The sequence below is a fragment of the Alteribacter natronophilus genome, from assembly GCF_006007885.1.
In the GTDB taxonomy this organism is placed as follows: Bacteria; Bacillota; Bacilli; order Bacillales; family Salisediminibacteriaceae; genus Alteribacter; species Alteribacter natronophilus.
This window is the reverse complement of record NZ_VCRO01000001.1, coordinates 173,033-187,981: the sequence shown is the minus strand read 5'-3', so window position 1 is coordinate 187,981 and position 14,949 is coordinate 173,033. Positions and strand designations below refer to the sequence as shown.

Here is a 14,949-nt window from a genome sequence, read left to right as displayed (position 1 = left end):
GTCCCAGACTTTTTTTACCTGAATTAATTATTGTCTCCGGGAAGGGGAGCTTCTTTTGAAACGAGATTTTCTTCCTGAAGCTCCTGCCAGAATTCCTGAGGGATGGTTTCGTTCAGTGCGTCTGTATCCTCTTTGATCCGGTCCGGTCTTGTAGAGCCCGGAATAACGGCTTCAACAGCAGGATGAGCCGAAGAAAACTGCAGGGCTGCTGCTTTAAGGCTTACGCTGTGGTTATCAGCCACCCTCTGCAGGGTGCGTACATGATCCTTTACGTCCTGGTCAGCTTCTGCATAATCATAGTGATTTCCTCCGAGCAGTGCTCCCGAATTATAGGGAGCTCCGACGACGATGCCGCTGTTCCGTTTTTCAGCGAGCGGCATAAGCAGGTCGAGGGACCGCTGGTGATTCATAAGCGTATAGTGAGTTGCCTGCAGGGACAGTGTCGGAACGGTTTCCTCCAGCTGCAGGGCAAGTTCGATCGGCTGGGGCATGTTTACCCCAAGCCCCCATTCACTGATGACTCCCTCCTGTTTCATCTGATTCAGGACGCGAAAAGCGCCTTTTCTCGCTTCATCAAACAGGGAGATCCACTGGTCACCGTGGAAATCCGGGGATATATCGTGAACGTATACAATGTCCAGGCGGTCAGTCTGCAGGCGGTTAAGGCTCTGTTCAATGGAACGCTTAACTGCATCCCCAGTGTAACTTTCCTCGATTTTGTTCTGCCGCCCGTGTTCAAACAGCCCTTCCTTCTGTTCGGTTTCATCTGAAATGATCCGTCCCACTTTGGTACTGAGCAGATACTCATCACGTGGTTTGTTCTTGAGAAACTCGCCCAGTCTGGACTCTGCAAGCCCTGCACCGTAAAACGGGGCCGTATCAAAATAGCGGATCCCTTCGTTCCAGACGGATTCTATAGTCTCCTGGGCTTCCTCCTCGGGGATGTCCCGAAACAGATTGCCAAGAGGAGCTGTGCCAAATCCGAGTCTGCGGTCAAGGAATGTTTTTAAAATACTCATGATTCCTGCCTCCTGTCTGAATGATCGTTACAGAGTCCCTTATTTCCTTCAGACAGGTGGATTAAACTCATTCAGTATTAATGCATGTGGAAATAAAAAAAGGCCATGACGCTGGACAGTCATGACCGTTTTTTACATTCTTTTTCTCACAGTATCATCCGGATTGGATTACATAAGCCTACTTGACACTTTCACCCTGCTGAAGATCCCAGAGCTTTTCAAAGAACGGCTGTCCTTTAATCATTGCCTGGCAGAAATCGTCGTGTTTTTTCGACCAGCCGTCTTTAATATCCTCAAACAGCCCGTCCCACGCCTGGTCAAATGTGCATTCCTGAATGAAAGCATACTTCTGCGGTGCCCATTCAGTATACCAGTAGCGCAGTTCGGCAAGAGTGGCTTCTGCATACAGCTGATCAAGCGCCATAAACAGGATCTGCTTGACCTGCCGCTCACGGCGTACCAGCCCGTGCATAAATGATGGATCCGGTGACAGGATATGATACTCTTTCTGCAGATCATAGTACCCGGTAAAATAATCGCGCATCGGTTCATCTTTTACGAGTTCCAGAACCTGTCCTTCCTGACGGGGCACCATCCGGCTTTTCCTTACCGGGGTGTTGTACCCCATTGTGTCAACTACGATGCAGCGGTCACCGTCCGTTGCCACAAAACAGTAATCGAGCTCCAGACGCTGACTGTTTTTCCTCACGTAACTCTGCTGATGAACATCCGCCAGAAGTTCCTCCGGCAATTCCTGAAGTGAATTCTCTATGTAGTCAAAAAGATGCTCGGACAGCTTAATGATGACCGCCTGATCGAGAAGCTCGATCCGGTCTTCTTTCCGCCATTCAAAAAACTCACAGACATTGTAGCCGTTTTCTTCACCTTCAAACCAGTTCACCCATACATCCCGCAAGTGGAGCATGACAAGAACCCCCTTACTACGTGACTTTTGTATCCCTCAGTATGGTCAGGGGCTATCCAGTTTATTCCACGGTTCAGAGATTTTTATTTTCCCCGTCCTTTTCGTCCCCGTCCTGGTCAGGAAAGTACAGTGCGCCGAAAATCAGCCCCATCCCCAGGAAAAACAGGTAAAATTCCGGCCTTGATGCCATAAAGCCGAGATACTTGATAAAGGAAAATCCCACTGTAAACAGGTTTAAATAGGCGATGAATGTTACGCCTCCTGCAACAGCAAAACCGTAACCGGTCAACAGTGCGAAAATTCTCATCATCCCGGAGCACCACCTTCGTTCGTTTATCTTTAACTTACATAATTGGCCGTTGCCGCCGCACACTAGAAAATACAGAAAGCGAGGGGCGGTATATGGCAACACATGCAAGCAAGGACGAAGAAAAGAAAATTGAATGGTGGCAGCTCTCCCTTCTCGGCGTTGCTGCCACGATCGGCACAGGTTTTTTCCTCGGTTCGGGAATTGCCATTCAGATGGCCGGGCCTTCGGTTATTTTTGCCTACATTCTGGCGGCTATAGGTACTTATTTTGTGTACGAATCGCTTGCCAAGATGACCATCGCAGATCCCCAGTCCGGCTCTTTCAGGACGTATGCTAGAAAAGCCTACGGCCACTGGGCCGGCTTTTCAAGCGGCTGGGTATACTGGGCATCCGAAATTCTTATTATGGGAAGCCAGCTTACCGCACTTGCGATTTTTACCCGCTTCTGGGCGCCGGGCATTCCTTTATGGGTTTTTGCGGCAGTTTACGCAGCTCTCGGTATTGTCGTCATCCTGATGGGCTCCTCCGGGTTTGACCGAGTTGAAAATGTGCTTGCGGTTATGAAGGTAGCCGCTATTCTCATGTTTATTGTTCTTGCAGGTATTGCCATCATGGGCCTCCTCGGCGTGACTCCCGGCCCTGTAACAGTGCCTCAGAGTGTTGATTCCTTTTTTCCAAACGGGTTCAGAGGACTGCTGCCGGCTCTGATTTTCGGTTTCTACGGATTCGGCGGAATTGAAATTATCGGACTACTGGCCATGCGGCTGAAGAAAATGGATGAGGCGCCGAAAGCGGGTAAAGTGATGCTTCTTGTTTTAGGCACCATTTACGCAATTTCAATCGGTCTTGCCATCGTTATGGTGCCGATAGCCAATTTTGTAACCGATGAAAGCCCTTTTGTCACTGCGCTCAACCGCTATCAGATTCCCTATGTGACCCACGTGTTCAACGGCGTGTTTATTATTGCAGGTTTTTCCACTATGGTCGCCAGTATGTTTGCTGTAGTGAGAATTCTCACCGTGCTCGCACAGGACGGTGACGCTCCGGCATTCCTGGGAAAAAAAATTCATAACAAAACCGCTCTCCCTGCCATCAGTTTTATGGCAGCCTGGCTTGTGGTCAGTGTCATCTTCTCCGTCCTTATGCCGGGGAAGATTTATGAATACTTCACCACTGCTGCCGGGATTATGCTTTTATACAACTGGATTTTCATTCTCGCTTCCTGGGGCAGGCTGCTGGAGCTGACCGGAGGCGAGCAGGCCAAACGCGTTCTCGGGTTCATTCTGGTGGCACTGGTCGTAACCGGAACTCTCTTTTCCCCGATCAGCCGGCCGGGATTTTTTATCTCCCTCGCTTTCGTAGGCCTGGTGGCTATAGTGACCCTTATGATGCGTAAACACTGGAATAAACCGAAGGATCCGGATATGCCGAGCCTGTTTACGAAAATAAAACGCTGAATGCCTGCCAGGCAAAGTACGCACCAAAACCGAGCAGGGAAAGAGCGGACAGGACGGATATCGCGTAGAGAACACGGCTTGTCAGCATATTTTTCATCGTACTGGAGAAAAAAGCCATCGTAACGTCCCAGATGGCGATGCCGAAGAAAATGGCTGCCACGTACAGAATAACTTCAGATGTCCCGTAATTGGTCACTGTTTTTGCAAGTACAGACCCGAAAATCCCGAGCCAGAACAGAATTGTCAGTGGATTGAAAAGGGACATGAGAAAACCGGAAGTAAATGATTTAATATAAGTCTGCGTGGGTCCCGCTCTGTTCAGGGATTCGGTACGGATATCCCTTGCACCGAGAATCGCTTCTATGCCCGTGTACAGCAGTACAAATGCACCGAAAAGCCAGAGAAACACCTGAACAAAAGGGAGCCCAAGCAGGTGAACAACTCCAAGAAATACAAGAAGCATGTAAATGCCGTCCGCTGCTGTTGCACCAAGGCCGACAAGCCATGAGTGAATAAAGCCGTTCTTGATGCCCCGGTCAAGCTGCGCTGCATTCACCGGCCCGATCGGTGCTGCCAGTGAGAGCCCCAAAAGCACATATGTTAAAAGCACACCCAACTTCCCCGCCTCCCCTGTACGATCTCTGCTTGTACAGTATATTGGGACGAGTAGGTGTTTATCACCATAAAAGAGTATGTTTCGAAGTTGGATTCTTTTTTGGGGCGGCCCTTTGTATCATCAAATGCCGGAGGTGCGGTTTTTCAGCTGCTTTATCCGCTTTTTAATTACCTCAAATGCGGAGGGCTCGTTTTTCAGCTCCTTTAAACGCTCTCTTAATTACCTCAAATGCAGGGGGCTCGTTTTTCAGCTCCTTTAGACGCCCCCTTAACTACCTCAAACGAAGGGGGGCCATTTTTCAGCTCCTTTAGACGCTCCATTAATTACCTCAAACGCAGAGGGCTCGTTTTACAGCTCCTTTAAACGCTCCCTTAATTACCTCAAATGCAGAGGGCTCGTTTTACCGCTCCTTCAAACGCTCTCTTAACCACTTCAAACGCAGAGGGCTTGTTTTTAAGCTCTTTAAACGGCTCCCTTATTTACCTCAAATGCAGAGGGCTCGTTTTTCAGCTACTTTTATCCGCTCTTTAATTACCTCAAATGAAGGGGACTCGTTTTCAGCTGCTTTATCCGCTTTTTAATTACCTCAAATGCGGAGGGCTCGTTTTACAGCTCCTTTAAACGCTCTCTTAACTACCTCAAATGCAAAGGGCTCGTTTTTCAGCTACTTTATCCGCTCTTTAATTACCTCAAATGCGGAGGGCTCGTTTTTCAGCTACTTTATCCGCTCTTTAATTACCTCAAATGCAGAGGGCTCGTTTTTCAGCTACTTTAAACGCCCCTTAACCACCTCAAACGAAGGGGGGCCATTTTTCAGCTCCTTTAGACGCTCTTTAATTACCTCAAAGGCAGAGGGCTCGTTTTACAGCTCCTTTAAACGCTCCCTTAATTACCACAAATGCAGAGGGCTCGTTTTTCAGCTCCTTTAGACGCTCCCAATCTGCTGAAATGCCTGCGGAAAGCATCCGCCTGCAGCGCAATAAAACAACAATCTATCCGAAAACAGCTCAAAAAAAAGATGACCGCTGCGGGTCATCCTTTTTTGCCTGACACTTCAATTTCTACTTTTTTGCCACCAGCGGTCAGGTATGTATAAACTTCCATTTCGGGATCAATCTTAAGAAGCCCCTGAACATAAGGCTTTACAAGGTCCTTAAAGTCCTCGGTTACTCCTTCGTTCTCAAGCACCCCAAACACATACATTTTCTGATCCTTGGTCAGAAAGGTCAGATAACCGGCGGGGTCGTTATTCTGAGTCACAATATTAAGTACCTGGGCGTCTTCTCTGAAGAATTCCGGTGAAAAATAAATCTGCACGGTGCCATTCCTCCTTAAGGTGAGTGTACCCGGAAAGACCGGTGCACATACCGCCCTTCTATGCCGGAGGATTGAAAAAAAGAAGGCCCCGCTCTAATGGGGCCATCCGGATTCCTGCAGGATTTTCTCAGCCGGTACTTTCAGCCGTGCCCTGCCTGTATGTTCAGGTGTGTGTTTAATATAGTCCCCGACCAGGTGGTAGCCTGCAGCGTATCCGATCATCGGAGGCAGTCCGTCACCACCGTACATAAAGTGGTCGTGGTGCCGCCGGTTTTTAATCCGCCTTTCTCTTCGAAGTACGTTATCCCACCATTCCATGCACTTTTCCTTTGAATGCAGACCCGTCCACGGAGCGAGCTCTTTTTCTCCCAGGGCTTTTTTGACTGCCGCTTCTGCGAGACCTTCCATGACCATCGATTCAAGCAGGGTAACAGAAGCTTCGTCGTTGTTCTGGGCCATCAGCCTGCACGCGTGATTGTACTCGTGTGTGAGCAGGGCCTTCATCGCCGGAAGAGGAAGGGTTTCGTCCACAAAAAGCACAATGCATTCCGGAAATGTCACACCATTCTTACGGTTCAGCCTTTTGAGGAGCTCCTCGTTTTCCATATCAATGGGCAGTAAATATACTGGGATGTCAGGACCTTTCCAGTACTTTTTAAACCGGGCAAAGTGATTACTAAGCTCATCTGCTGCTCCGCTTTTCGTCATCTTCCGGTAAAACCCCTGCCAGTCCCCGTCAGGGCGGCGCAGCCCCTGGCCGAGAAGGTACTGGTGCCACCCGATCAGGTAGGGGCGGTTTTTAAAATGATCGAGCATCGGCTCGCACACCGTCTCTGCCTGATTCCTCAGCAGAAATTCAGGTGCGTCCGTACCAGGCTTGCCGCTATCTTCAGGAATTATATCATTTAAAATGATTCCCACAGATCAGTCACCTCCACCTTTATACATATGAGCGGCAGAGGAGTTTTCATGTTACCGGCATAGAGTGGAAGGAACAAAAGTACTGACGGGCTCTTTAATATAATGCTCCACGCCGTCCGTTCGCTTTCCTGTTATTTACCAAATTAATTATGCAGCGAAAGGCGGCGACTCCAGCGACGGGCGGTTACTCCGTGAGTTATCTTCGAGTTGCTTCGACGCAGACGGCTTCGGAGCTTAACCGGCAGAGGAAGAAGCAGGAAACCTTCACCTTGCTGAGGCCCTGCCCGCGGAAAGCGTCCGCCTGCAGCGGAATAAAACAACAATCTTTCCGAAAACAGCTTTTTGATAGAACTTCAGAAGGCGTCACTCTTAACCTCATTTAACTAAAAGACCTTTCATTATCACAATCCGAATCTTGCAATTTCCCTAACAATAAAAAAGCCGGGCGATACGCCGGCTTCTGGTGGTCTAGACGAGAGAGTGTTTATTTGCATAGATGGCTGCCTGGGTACGGTCTTCCAGTTCAAGCTTGGTGAGAATATGGCTTACGTGGGTTTTCACTGTTTTAATTCCGATAAAAAGTTCCTCACTGATTTCCTTATTGGATTTCCCTTTACCTATGAGTGAGAGCACTTCTTTTTCCCTTCTGGTCAGCTCATCGTGTTTCGGCTTATTGCGCATCTGCTGGAACATTTTCTGCGTGACCTGTCCTTCAAAAGTCGGCTCGCCTTTGCCGGCTTTTCGGATGCAGGCAGCAATTTCAGCTGCACTCGAGGTCTTGAGTATGTAGCTGAAGGCCCCGGCATCCATGACAGGAAACAGCATTTCATCGTCCAGGTAGCTGGTGAGAACGATTATTTTTGCAGGGTGGCCGCTGAGTGCTTTCGTGGCTTCCACGCCGTTCATGTCGTCCATCAGCAGGTCCATGAGAATGACGTCGGGATTCAGTGCCTTTGCCTTTGCCACGGCTTCACGTCCGCTTTTGCCTTCCCCCACTACATCCATGTCAGGTTCGGTCATGAGATATGTGCTCAGGCCCATACGGACCATTTCGTGGTCATCAACGATCAGGACTCGTATTTTTTCCATCGGTTATGCCTCCTTTATATATATGGTGGAAAAGAGTTTAAGAGCGGCTACTCGTCTTCCCGGCTGCCGTTCATTTCTTTTGCCAGTGGGACGCGGATCCTGATGGTTGTGCCTTTGCCCGGATAGCTCAGGACCGAAAAATAGCCGCCCATTTCCTCGGTTCTTTCTTTCATTGTCGTAAGTCCGTATGAAACTGAAGGGTCTTCCTTCTTCGCTTCCATATCAAAGCCGGCACCGTTATCGGAAAGGGTGACCACCAGACGGTCATCATCTTTTTTTGCCGAGAAACGGATCGTGTCGGCCCCGGAATGGCGAAGTGCGTTTGAGAGCGCTTCCTGAATGACGCGGAACAGCTGATCCTCAATTCCCGGATCGATATCCGGAAGGTCTGCCTCCCATTCGAATGTGAGCTGGGGATTTTTCTGGCTGAGTTCCGAAAAAAGGGCATTGAGAGCTTCACCGAGTCCCTTGCCTTCCAGTGTGATCGGGCGGAGATGCATGATGAGTGCCCTCAGCTCCTGCTGGGCTGCGTGGGTGATCGTTTCCACCTGATTAATAAGTTTCTTCGCCCGCTCAGGATCGGTATCCAGTACCCTCGGAATGGCCCCGAGGCTCATACTGACGGCAAACAGCTGCTGGCTCACGGCATCGTGCAGATCCCTTGCCAGCTTCCTGCGTTCCTCAAGGCCGGCTGCTTTCTCTTTTTCGTCAATCAGCCGTGCATTTTCATTGAGAACCCGGTGCATGGAACGGATCTGGCGCTCATAACCGTCTGTCATGTCATTGATTTCCCCTGCCAGACGTGTCAGTTCATCGTCTCTTGTCAGCTGAATCCGTTTGTCGAGGGATCCCCGCTGAACCTGCTTGAGCTGGAAAACGAGGTGTGTCACCGCCCGCTTCAGCCCGCTCGTATAGGAAAAAGAAAAGATAAAGCTGATTAATAAATACAGAAGAGCTGCACTGAATAGAACAATCAGTACGAGTTCAACATCCGAAGCAAAGCGGTAGACCCGTGCAGGGAAAGTGTTTCCATCTGCGGGTCCGGTGTAAAAAGTGGCATAAAGCCAGATCACAACCCAGGCAGCAAGGATCCATGCCCCTGCTGCTTTCAGCTGAAGTCTTAGCCCGTCCCAGATAACCCCGTGAAGCTTTTTTCCGGATTCCGGCACAGGCTGCTTGTCCGGCTGTGATGGTTCTGATGCTGCAGCAGTTTCGTTTTCGGTAACAGAAGTTTCATCATGTCTTCGTGAATGATCAGTCAACAGCCATAACCTCCACTGCCCCGATATTCGTCTTGACGTTCAGGACCACTTTCTGCACGGCATCATCAAAATTGACACTCGTATAGGTGCCTGAACCGCTGTCGCCGAACAGGCTGGCTTCACCAACGTTGGCACGGGCGTGGACTTTAATGGCCATGTCTTTCGGAACGGTTACTTCCACCGCCCCTATAAACACGTCAATGTCCAGGTAATTTACTCCGTCTTTCAGGACAGCAGTCGTAAGATCAACCTCCACCGCTCCGATCGTCGTTTTAATATCGGTATTGTGCAGCTTCCATGGCCGGCGGCCGAGGGAGACTTCCCCGACAAACTGGCTCACTCGCTCCACGTCACTTCCCCGGTGTCCCTCTGTGTTTCCCCGGTTTTTCTTTTCGTAATGAGCGGAAGCATATTTATTCACGTGCTTATTTACGTGCTTATCCATATGCTGTCCCATATGTTTACCCAGGTGTTTTTCCACCTGATCCTTCGCACGCTTCGTTTCTTCTTTTGCCCTCTGTTTTACATCTTCGATATCCCTGTTCAGGGCATCTCTGTCAAACGGTTCACTCTCATCATCATAGTCTCCGCTGTTTTCCCTGCTGGTGGAGGCCTCATCTTCCTTATCACGGTCAAAGACGACGACGGTGCTGCGGTTTCTCAGCATCTGGAAGCCTGCAAAGATGATGAGGAGCGGCCATGTCCAGCTCCAGAGATCGGCAAGGGTGTAATAAAACCATCCTGCACGGTTTCCGAGAAGGACGATTCCGGCTGATGTCACTGCGGCTCCCCAGAAGAGCCGGCCGAAGCGCCACTTGTCCCGCCTGGCAAAACGGTACGTTTCCCACAGGCCTTCAAATAACATTTTTACGCCGATGGCTACAATAATGAGCGGCCAGTATGTGGAAATCATCTGCCCAAAGCTGGCGTCGATGATGCCGGTGTTGTTAAGCAGATAAAGGACGCCAATGGCAAGTATGATGAGTCCGATAAATTTGTTCATGGTGCTGACTCCTTTCCTGTTGAAGTACGAGTACGGTCAGTTGTCCGGCTGAAAAATCCGGTTTTCTGTATCGGGCCGAAGACCGGGGCCGGCCCGCCGTTTTTATGATTTTGAAGGCGGCCGGCTGCATGACACCCGGTTCGGAAAGACGAACTTCTTTCTTTTTCCATTGTAGCGTTTATGAGTCACCCCGCCAATGGATTTTTTTGAGGATGAGGGTGTAGCTGACGATGGTGAAGATGAGGAGCATGCCCATGTTCTGCAGGACATTTGTGCTCATTCCGGACATGAGGAGTTCTCTCAGACCTTCGGCTGCATAGGTGGTCGGTACGATGTACGAGAACCACTGGAGGACGAGCGGGAGCTGGGAAAAGTCCACGAGTACGGGTGTCATGAAGCTGATGATCATCATGAGTGCCTGGACGACGAGGTTGGTGAGCTGGATGTTGGGTGACCAGAAGCCCAGGAACACGCCGACGGCTACTACGCTCAGGATGGTGAGTGTGATGAGCGGGATGAGCCAGATGCTGAAGCTGAAACTGATTCCGTAGACGGCCTGACCGGCGATGGCCATGATCGTAAACGACGGGAGGCTTACGATGAGGCCTCTGAACATGTTGGCCAGGATGAAGTTCACCTTTTCTATAGGCAGTGACGCGTAAAAGGTGAAATGTCCCTGGTGCTTCTGGAAACTGATTTCCTGGGCCATGACGTTAATGCCCATGATGACGAGAGCGAAGAGCATGTTTCCGGTGATGATGCGGACGATCATTTCCTCGGTTGGGTTGATGGTGAAAAAGTGCAGAAACATGAGTATGGAAAACGGAATAATCGACGCCAGGATGAAGATGAAGGCCCACTGGTCGCGGATAATGCAGAACTGGATGCGGAACAGGATCCAGATTTCCGCCAGAAGCTGACGGAGGACATTGTGTTCGTAGCGTTCATTAAGAGCCGGCTGCTGCATACTGGTTCTCTCCTTTCGTTTCTGTTGGGGTTGCGGTTTCTTCGTTTTCATCGCGGTCGATATGGAAATACACATCCTCGAGGCTCGGCGGCATGAGGGAGTAAGTCTGAACGGTGGTGCTCCAGGCTGTGTTCAGTTCCTCCAGAAGTGCCGGGGCTTCCTCCTTTGAAATCAGGACACGGAGGCGCTGGTCGGACAGACGGGAAACGGTGCCGTGCTGGTCGAGTGAAGCCTCAAAATCAGGTGCGTACGTTTCGTGCCCCGGGGCAGTCGTGATCTCACATTTGAGGCGCTGATCCACCTCGGCTTTCAGCTCTGCGACGCTGTTAATGGCAAGAAGCTGGCCGTGGTTGACGACGGCGACCCGGTCAACGACCTGCTCGGCTTCGAGTATGTTGTGTGTGACAAGAATGACGGTGGCCCCTTCCCGGTTGCGTTTCCGGATAAGATCCCAGACGAGGCGGCGTTTTTTCGGGTCCAGTTCGTTGGTCGGTTCGTCGAAGATATATACACCGGCTTTACCGATCAGGGTGGTGCCGATACCGGTGAGGCGCTTCTGGCCGCCGGAAATGTTTTTGAGCATTTTCCCTGCCACTTCAGTAAGCTCCAGTTCCTCTATGAGTGCGGCGGTTTCCTCTTTAGCCGGATTTTTCTTCATCCCCCGGAGCCGTCCGGAAAAATAGATCGCCTCTTTTACGGTGAGGCTGGTGAGGGCGTGGGGCTCCTGGGCGTAGTAGGCCACTTCGCGTGCAACGGTTTTCATCTGTTTCAGGACGTTTGTGCCTTTGTAGTGCACCTCCCCTTCCGTCGGTTTGAGGTGAGCGACGAGCTGTTTGACGAGGGTGGACTTGCCCGCTCCGTTCGGTCCGAGCAGCCCGAGAATTTCCCCCTGGCGGATCGTGAAGCTGATCGCTTTGTTGGCGGTTACTTTTCCTTTTTTGTAGGTTTTCGTTACGTTCTCGATATGAAAGAGTGGTCCTGTCATGGTTAGCGCCTCCTGCGTTTTGGTGGATGATGTCTGATTCACGTTCGCTCCTGCTGATCTGTTTCTATCTTACTGCGGCGGGAATCCGGTGCACACGGGCGGGGGACGGTTTGCGTCTCCGTCTGAGGTCTGATTTTGATGTCCGCCTCTGCTCCTCCTCTGCTATACTGAACAAAAAGCAATCAAGGAGGAGCCGGATGAAAAAGCGTACATATGAAACGATGATCGATCTGATTTTATCCGTGGCACGGAAAGACGACCGGATCCGGGCGGTCGTTATGAACGGATCAAGGGTAAATCCGAAAGTGGTGCCGGACCGTTTTGCCGACTACGATGTGATTTACTATGTAACCGGCCTGCCGTCTTTTACTGCGGACCATTCCTGGGTGGACGTGTTCGGTGAGCGGCTCATCATGCAGATGCCCGAGGACAAGGTGCTGCCCCCTCCCGACCGGAACGGCCGCTTTCCCTATCTCATGCAGTTTGCGGACGGAAACAGAATTGACCTGACCCTCGCCACTGCGGATGCGGTGCCGGCACCCGGTGAGACGGACTCCCTTTCGGCGGTGCTTCTCGATAAGGACGGGCTGATCGGGGAGCTCCCTCCCCCCTCGGACGCGGATTACCGGGTAAAAAAACCGTCTGCAAAAGAGTTCGCAGATGTGGAAAATGAGTTCTGGTGGGTTTCCCTTTATACAGCAAAAGGGCTTGGCCGCGGGGAAACGTTGTACGCGAAGGGGACGCTGGAGGGGCCGGTGAGGACTGCCTTTATGCGTATGCTCCGCTGGTACGCCGGACTCAGGACAGACTGGACCGCCAACACGGGCTCGTTTGACAAATGGCTGCCGCACTTTATTGAAGAGGAGCTTTACGAAAGAGTGCTCCGTACCTATCCTGATGCTGAACCAGATCACATCTGGTCAGCTCTTTTAACGATGGCGGATCTTTTCCGTGACGTTGCCGGATCTGTCGGGCGTGAGCTTGGTTATCCGGCAGCACCTGAAGCTGAGAGTGTCCGCCGTGAATTGAACAGCCAGAAAAAGGAACAGGAAGAGGTGACTGTGAATGGAGAGCGCCCTTCATGAACACGTCAAAAAACAGGCCCTCTACTGGCTCAAAAAGAAGGTGACCGACCTATGCGCCAGTGAAGTGAAACTGTATGCAAGAAGGAAAAAACTGAAGGCTGACGCCGTTGGGATCAATATTAAGCGGAAAGAAACCCGGATTATCGAGGTAAAAGTTTCCCGGAGTGATTTTCTCCGTGATGAGGTACTCCGGGCTCCCTACGGGTACCATGCGATTGCGGACTATGCCTATCTCATGACTCCCGCAGGCCTTATCGAGCCGGGTGAAATCCCTGAAGGATACGGCCTTCTTGAAGTCGACGATTATGACAATATCACTGTGCGTAAAAATCCACGGAAGAATCCCGGGCCGATTCTCCGCCTTGAAACCGTCATGAAGCGCACAGCCCAGGCAGCGACAAATGCCGTTCTGTTTAAAGAGCTGTCAAGGGAAACCAGGGATACTACAGCGGGTGCCTTTGCCCGGAATGCCTCGGTTCACCTTGTTAGTGCCACTTGCCCGTTCTGTAAAAAAAGAAAGAAATATCTCACCGGAAACGACCAGGAAACGGTTCCGTGCAGTGCGAGAGGATGCAGGGAACTGATTCCCCTTAAAAAAGCACGGGTGCACGTAGTCTCCTCCTACAATGAGGCGTTTTTCAGACAGATGCAGGCGTTCTATGAGCAGGACGGAAAAAAGGAAGATTAGGGTCTACTGGCATAATAACTTTCTAAGTATATAGAATTGTACTAAGTCTTTAGAAGGATATCAGAAGAAGACGCCGAAGTACTGCATGGATGACTGCCGGCTGCCGCGGATATTATTTTCTGGGAGGATGAACGTCCATGTCTATCGTAAACCTGGCGATGAGGACGCTGCCGTTTTTCGTTTTCAGACTTTTGGTCTACGCCGTGTTCGGACTTGTGTCGCTGACGTTTCTCGGGCTGATGATCGGGTTTGGCATTCTTTTGTTCCGCTGGTTTGAATTCGCTTCCGGTTTCTTCATTCTGATGATGATTGGTACGTTTTTTGGTGTACTCGGTATTTTACGATTCATTGAGCGCTATTTTCTGTACATGGTAAAAGTCGGCCACGTGGCGGTTGTGACAGAGCTTTTGCGGACCGGGAAGGTGCCTGAGGGGAAAAATCAGATCGAGTACGGAAAGGACCAGGTAAAAAACCATTTCGGTTCGGCGAACGTGGCTTTCGTTCTTGACAAAATTGTGTACGGTGCAGTGCGTCAGATTCAGCGCTGGCTGTTCAGGGTGGGAAATTTCTTCAGTTTTGTTCCAGGAGCCCAGAAAGTAATCAGAATTCTGTCCAAAGTGATGGAAGTGAGCCTGAGGTACATTGATGAGGCTGTGCTCAGCTATGTAATGTACCGGAAAAGTGAAATGGATGAACGCCAGGTGGACGCTCTTGAGCGTGACAGTGTCTGGAAATCCGCCTGTGACGGGGTTGTTCTGTACGCACAGAGCTGGAAAAAGATCGGCCTGACTGCAGCCGGCATCGTGGCCGGTATTTACGTCCTGAATTTCGCTGTGTTTCTCATTGCCGTCTTCCCGCTGATGGCAATCGGCTCGGCTGTTGCCTCAAGTGCCGGTGCCGGCGCGGTGATCGGGTATTTTGCCATTATCGGGGCCTATATTTTCACGTCTATGTTCAAGCGCGCAGTCGTTGACCCCCTGGCCATGATCGCTATGGTAAGAACGTATCAGCTCAGTGTCCGGGAAACGGAACCGAGCATCGATCTCCAGCAGAAGCTCCTCGGCGTGTCATCGAAGTTCAAGGAGCTGTTTAACAAAAGTAAGGGAGCCCCTGCGGGTGCCGTTGCAAGCGAGCCTGTAAAAAAGGACGTAACCCCGACAACATAAAAAGAGAAAGAGAGTGTCACCAGGAAGACGGCGACACTCTCTCTTTTTTTCTATTGACTCTATTAAAGCTTAATGGTGGTTTCGAAAATTGATTGGAGCGAACGTGCGACACTCCTGCGGGAAAAGCACCGACGGAAGA

General features: G+C 50.7%; 15 protein-coding genes. 4 read left to right on the top strand and 11 right to left on the bottom strand.

Annotation, left to right across the window (positions count from 1 at the left end):
• Positions 1–23: 23 nt before the first annotated feature.
• From FGB90_RS00985 to FGB90_RS00975, 3 genes are all read right to left on the bottom strand, one after another.
• Positions 24–1,019 carry an aldo/keto reductase gene (locus tag FGB90_RS00985; protein ID WP_138808709.1) on the bottom strand — a complete coding sequence of 332 codons (996 nt, stop codon included), beginning with the start codon at positions 1,017–1,019 and terminating at the stop codon, positions 24–26.
• A 178-nt stretch (positions 1,020–1,197) separates the two neighbouring features.
• A complete protein-coding gene (locus tag FGB90_RS00980) occupies positions 1,198–1,944 on the bottom strand; it encodes a YjbA family protein (RefSeq protein ID WP_138808708.1) in 747 nt (248 codons plus the stop codon).
• A 73-nt stretch (positions 1,945–2,017) separates the two neighbouring features.
• Positions 2,018–2,254, bottom strand: coding sequence for a YuzI family membrane protein (locus FGB90_RS00975; protein WP_246055996.1), 237 nt, complete (start codon positions 2,252–2,254; stop codon positions 2,018–2,020).
• 92 nt (positions 2,255–2,346) lie between these two features.
• Between FGB90_RS00975 and FGB90_RS00970 the strand changes: the two genes are divergently transcribed.
• On the top strand, positions 2,347–3,711 hold the full coding sequence (locus FGB90_RS00970; RefSeq protein ID WP_138808707.1) for an amino acid permease: 1,365 nt from the start codon (positions 2,347–2,349) through the stop codon (positions 3,709–3,711).
• Here FGB90_RS00970 and FGB90_RS00965 read toward each other — a convergent pair.
• The 8 genes from FGB90_RS00965 to FGB90_RS00930 form a co-directional block, all read right to left on the bottom strand.
• On the bottom strand, positions 3,692–4,327 hold the full coding sequence (locus tag FGB90_RS00965) for a LysE family transporter (RefSeq protein WP_138808706.1): 636 nt from the start codon (positions 4,325–4,327) through the stop codon (positions 3,692–3,694). The two genes, FGB90_RS00970 and FGB90_RS00965, sit on opposite strands and share 20 nt — an antisense overlap.
• A gap of 1,032 nt (positions 4,328–5,359) precedes the next feature.
• A complete protein-coding gene (locus FGB90_RS00960) occupies positions 5,360–5,644 on the bottom strand; it encodes a hypothetical protein (protein ID WP_138808705.1) in 285 nt (94 codons plus the stop codon).
• 93 nt (positions 5,645–5,737) lie between these two features.
• Positions 5,738–6,565 (bottom strand): DUF2268 domain-containing putative Zn-dependent protease, encoded by an 828-nt coding sequence (locus FGB90_RS00955; RefSeq protein ID WP_138808704.1) that lies wholly within the window; start codon positions 6,563–6,565, stop codon positions 5,738–5,740.
• Positions 6,566–7,033: 468 nt separating this feature from the next.
• Complete coding sequence (locus FGB90_RS00950; protein WP_138808703.1) at positions 7,034–7,654, bottom strand: response regulator; 621 nt, start codon at positions 7,652–7,654, stop codon at positions 7,034–7,036.
• Between the two features lie 47 nt (positions 7,655–7,701).
• Positions 7,702–8,916 (bottom strand): sensor histidine kinase, encoded by a 1,215-nt coding sequence (locus FGB90_RS00945; protein WP_138808702.1) that lies wholly within the window; start codon positions 8,914–8,916, stop codon positions 7,702–7,704.
• Positions 8,909–9,919, bottom strand: coding sequence for a cell wall-active antibiotics response protein (locus FGB90_RS00940; protein ID WP_138808701.1), 1,011 nt, complete (start codon positions 9,917–9,919; stop codon positions 8,909–8,911). Before FGB90_RS00940 ends, FGB90_RS00945 begins: the two co-directional genes overlap by 8 nt.
• Before the next feature lie 178 nt (positions 9,920–10,097).
• The gene (locus FGB90_RS00935; RefSeq protein WP_138808700.1) at positions 10,098–10,886 is read right to left on the bottom strand and encodes an ABC transporter permease; all 789 of its coding nucleotides are present in this window, start codon (positions 10,884–10,886) and stop codon (positions 10,098–10,100) included.
• The gene (locus FGB90_RS00930) at positions 10,867–11,871 is read right to left on the bottom strand and encodes an ABC transporter ATP-binding protein (RefSeq protein WP_138808699.1); all 1,005 of its coding nucleotides are present in this window, start codon (positions 11,869–11,871) and stop codon (positions 10,867–10,869) included. Before FGB90_RS00930 ends, FGB90_RS00935 begins: the two co-directional genes overlap by 20 nt.
• A gap of 197 nt (positions 11,872–12,068) precedes the next feature.
• Between FGB90_RS00930 and FGB90_RS00925 the strand changes: the two genes are divergently transcribed.
• The 3 genes from FGB90_RS00925 (at position 12,069) to FGB90_RS00915 (ending at position 14,810) form a co-directional block, all read left to right on the top strand.
• Positions 12,069–12,956 (top strand): aminoglycoside 6-adenylyltransferase, encoded by an 888-nt coding sequence (locus tag FGB90_RS00925; RefSeq protein WP_171051650.1) that lies wholly within the window; start codon positions 12,069–12,071, stop codon positions 12,954–12,956.
• Positions 12,937–13,644, top strand: a complete 708-nt coding sequence (locus tag FGB90_RS00920) for an MmcB family DNA repair protein (protein ID WP_138808697.1) — start codon at positions 12,937–12,939, stop codon at positions 13,642–13,644. The genes FGB90_RS00925 and FGB90_RS00920 overlap by 20 nt, the downstream gene beginning before the upstream one ends.
• A 137-nt stretch (positions 13,645–13,781) precedes the next feature.
• Positions 13,782–14,810 carry a hypothetical protein gene (locus FGB90_RS00915; RefSeq protein ID WP_138808696.1) on the top strand — a complete coding sequence of 343 codons (1,029 nt, stop codon included), beginning with the start codon at positions 13,782–13,784 and terminating at the stop codon, positions 14,808–14,810.
• The last annotated feature ends 139 nt before the right edge of the window (positions 14,811–14,949 follow it).

Bases quoted from the DNA above. Each gene is read 5' to 3' on its own strand.
- FGB90_RS00985 (WP_138808709.1), bottom strand. From the start codon at position 1,019: ATGAGTATTTTAAAAACATTCCTTGACCGCAGACTCGGATTTGGCACA.
- FGB90_RS00980 (WP_138808708.1), bottom strand. From the start codon at position 1,944: ATGCTCCACTTGCGGGATGTATGGGTGAACTGGTTTGAAGGTGAAGAA.
- FGB90_RS00975 (WP_246055996.1), bottom strand. From the start codon at position 2,254: ATGATGAGAATTTTCGCACTGTTGACCGGTTACGGTTTTGCTGTTGCA.
- FGB90_RS00970 (WP_138808707.1), top strand. From the start codon at position 2,347: ATGGCAACACATGCAAGCAAGGACGAAGAAAAGAAAATTGAATGGTGG.
- FGB90_RS00950 (WP_138808703.1), bottom strand. From the start codon at position 7,654: ATGGAAAAAATACGAGTCCTGATCGTTGATGACCACGAAATGGTCCGT.
- FGB90_RS00940 (WP_138808701.1), bottom strand. From the start codon at position 9,919: ATGAACAAATTTATCGGACTCATCATACTTGCCATTGGCGTCCTTTAT.
- FGB90_RS00935 (WP_138808700.1), bottom strand. From the start codon at position 10,886: ATGCAGCAGCCGGCTCTTAATGAACGCTACGAACACAATGTCCTCCGT.
- FGB90_RS00930 (WP_138808699.1), bottom strand. From the start codon at position 11,871: ATGACAGGACCACTCTTTCATATCGAGAACGTAACGAAAACCTACAAA.
- FGB90_RS00925 (WP_171051650.1), top strand. From the start codon at position 12,069: ATGAAAAAGCGTACATATGAAACGATGATCGATCTGATTTTATCCGTG.
- FGB90_RS00920 (WP_138808697.1), top strand. From the start codon at position 12,937: ATGGAGAGCGCCCTTCATGAACACGTCAAAAAACAGGCCCTCTACTGG.
- FGB90_RS00915 (WP_138808696.1), top strand. From the start codon at position 13,782: ATGTCTATCGTAAACCTGGCGATGAGGACGCTGCCGTTTTTCGTTTTC.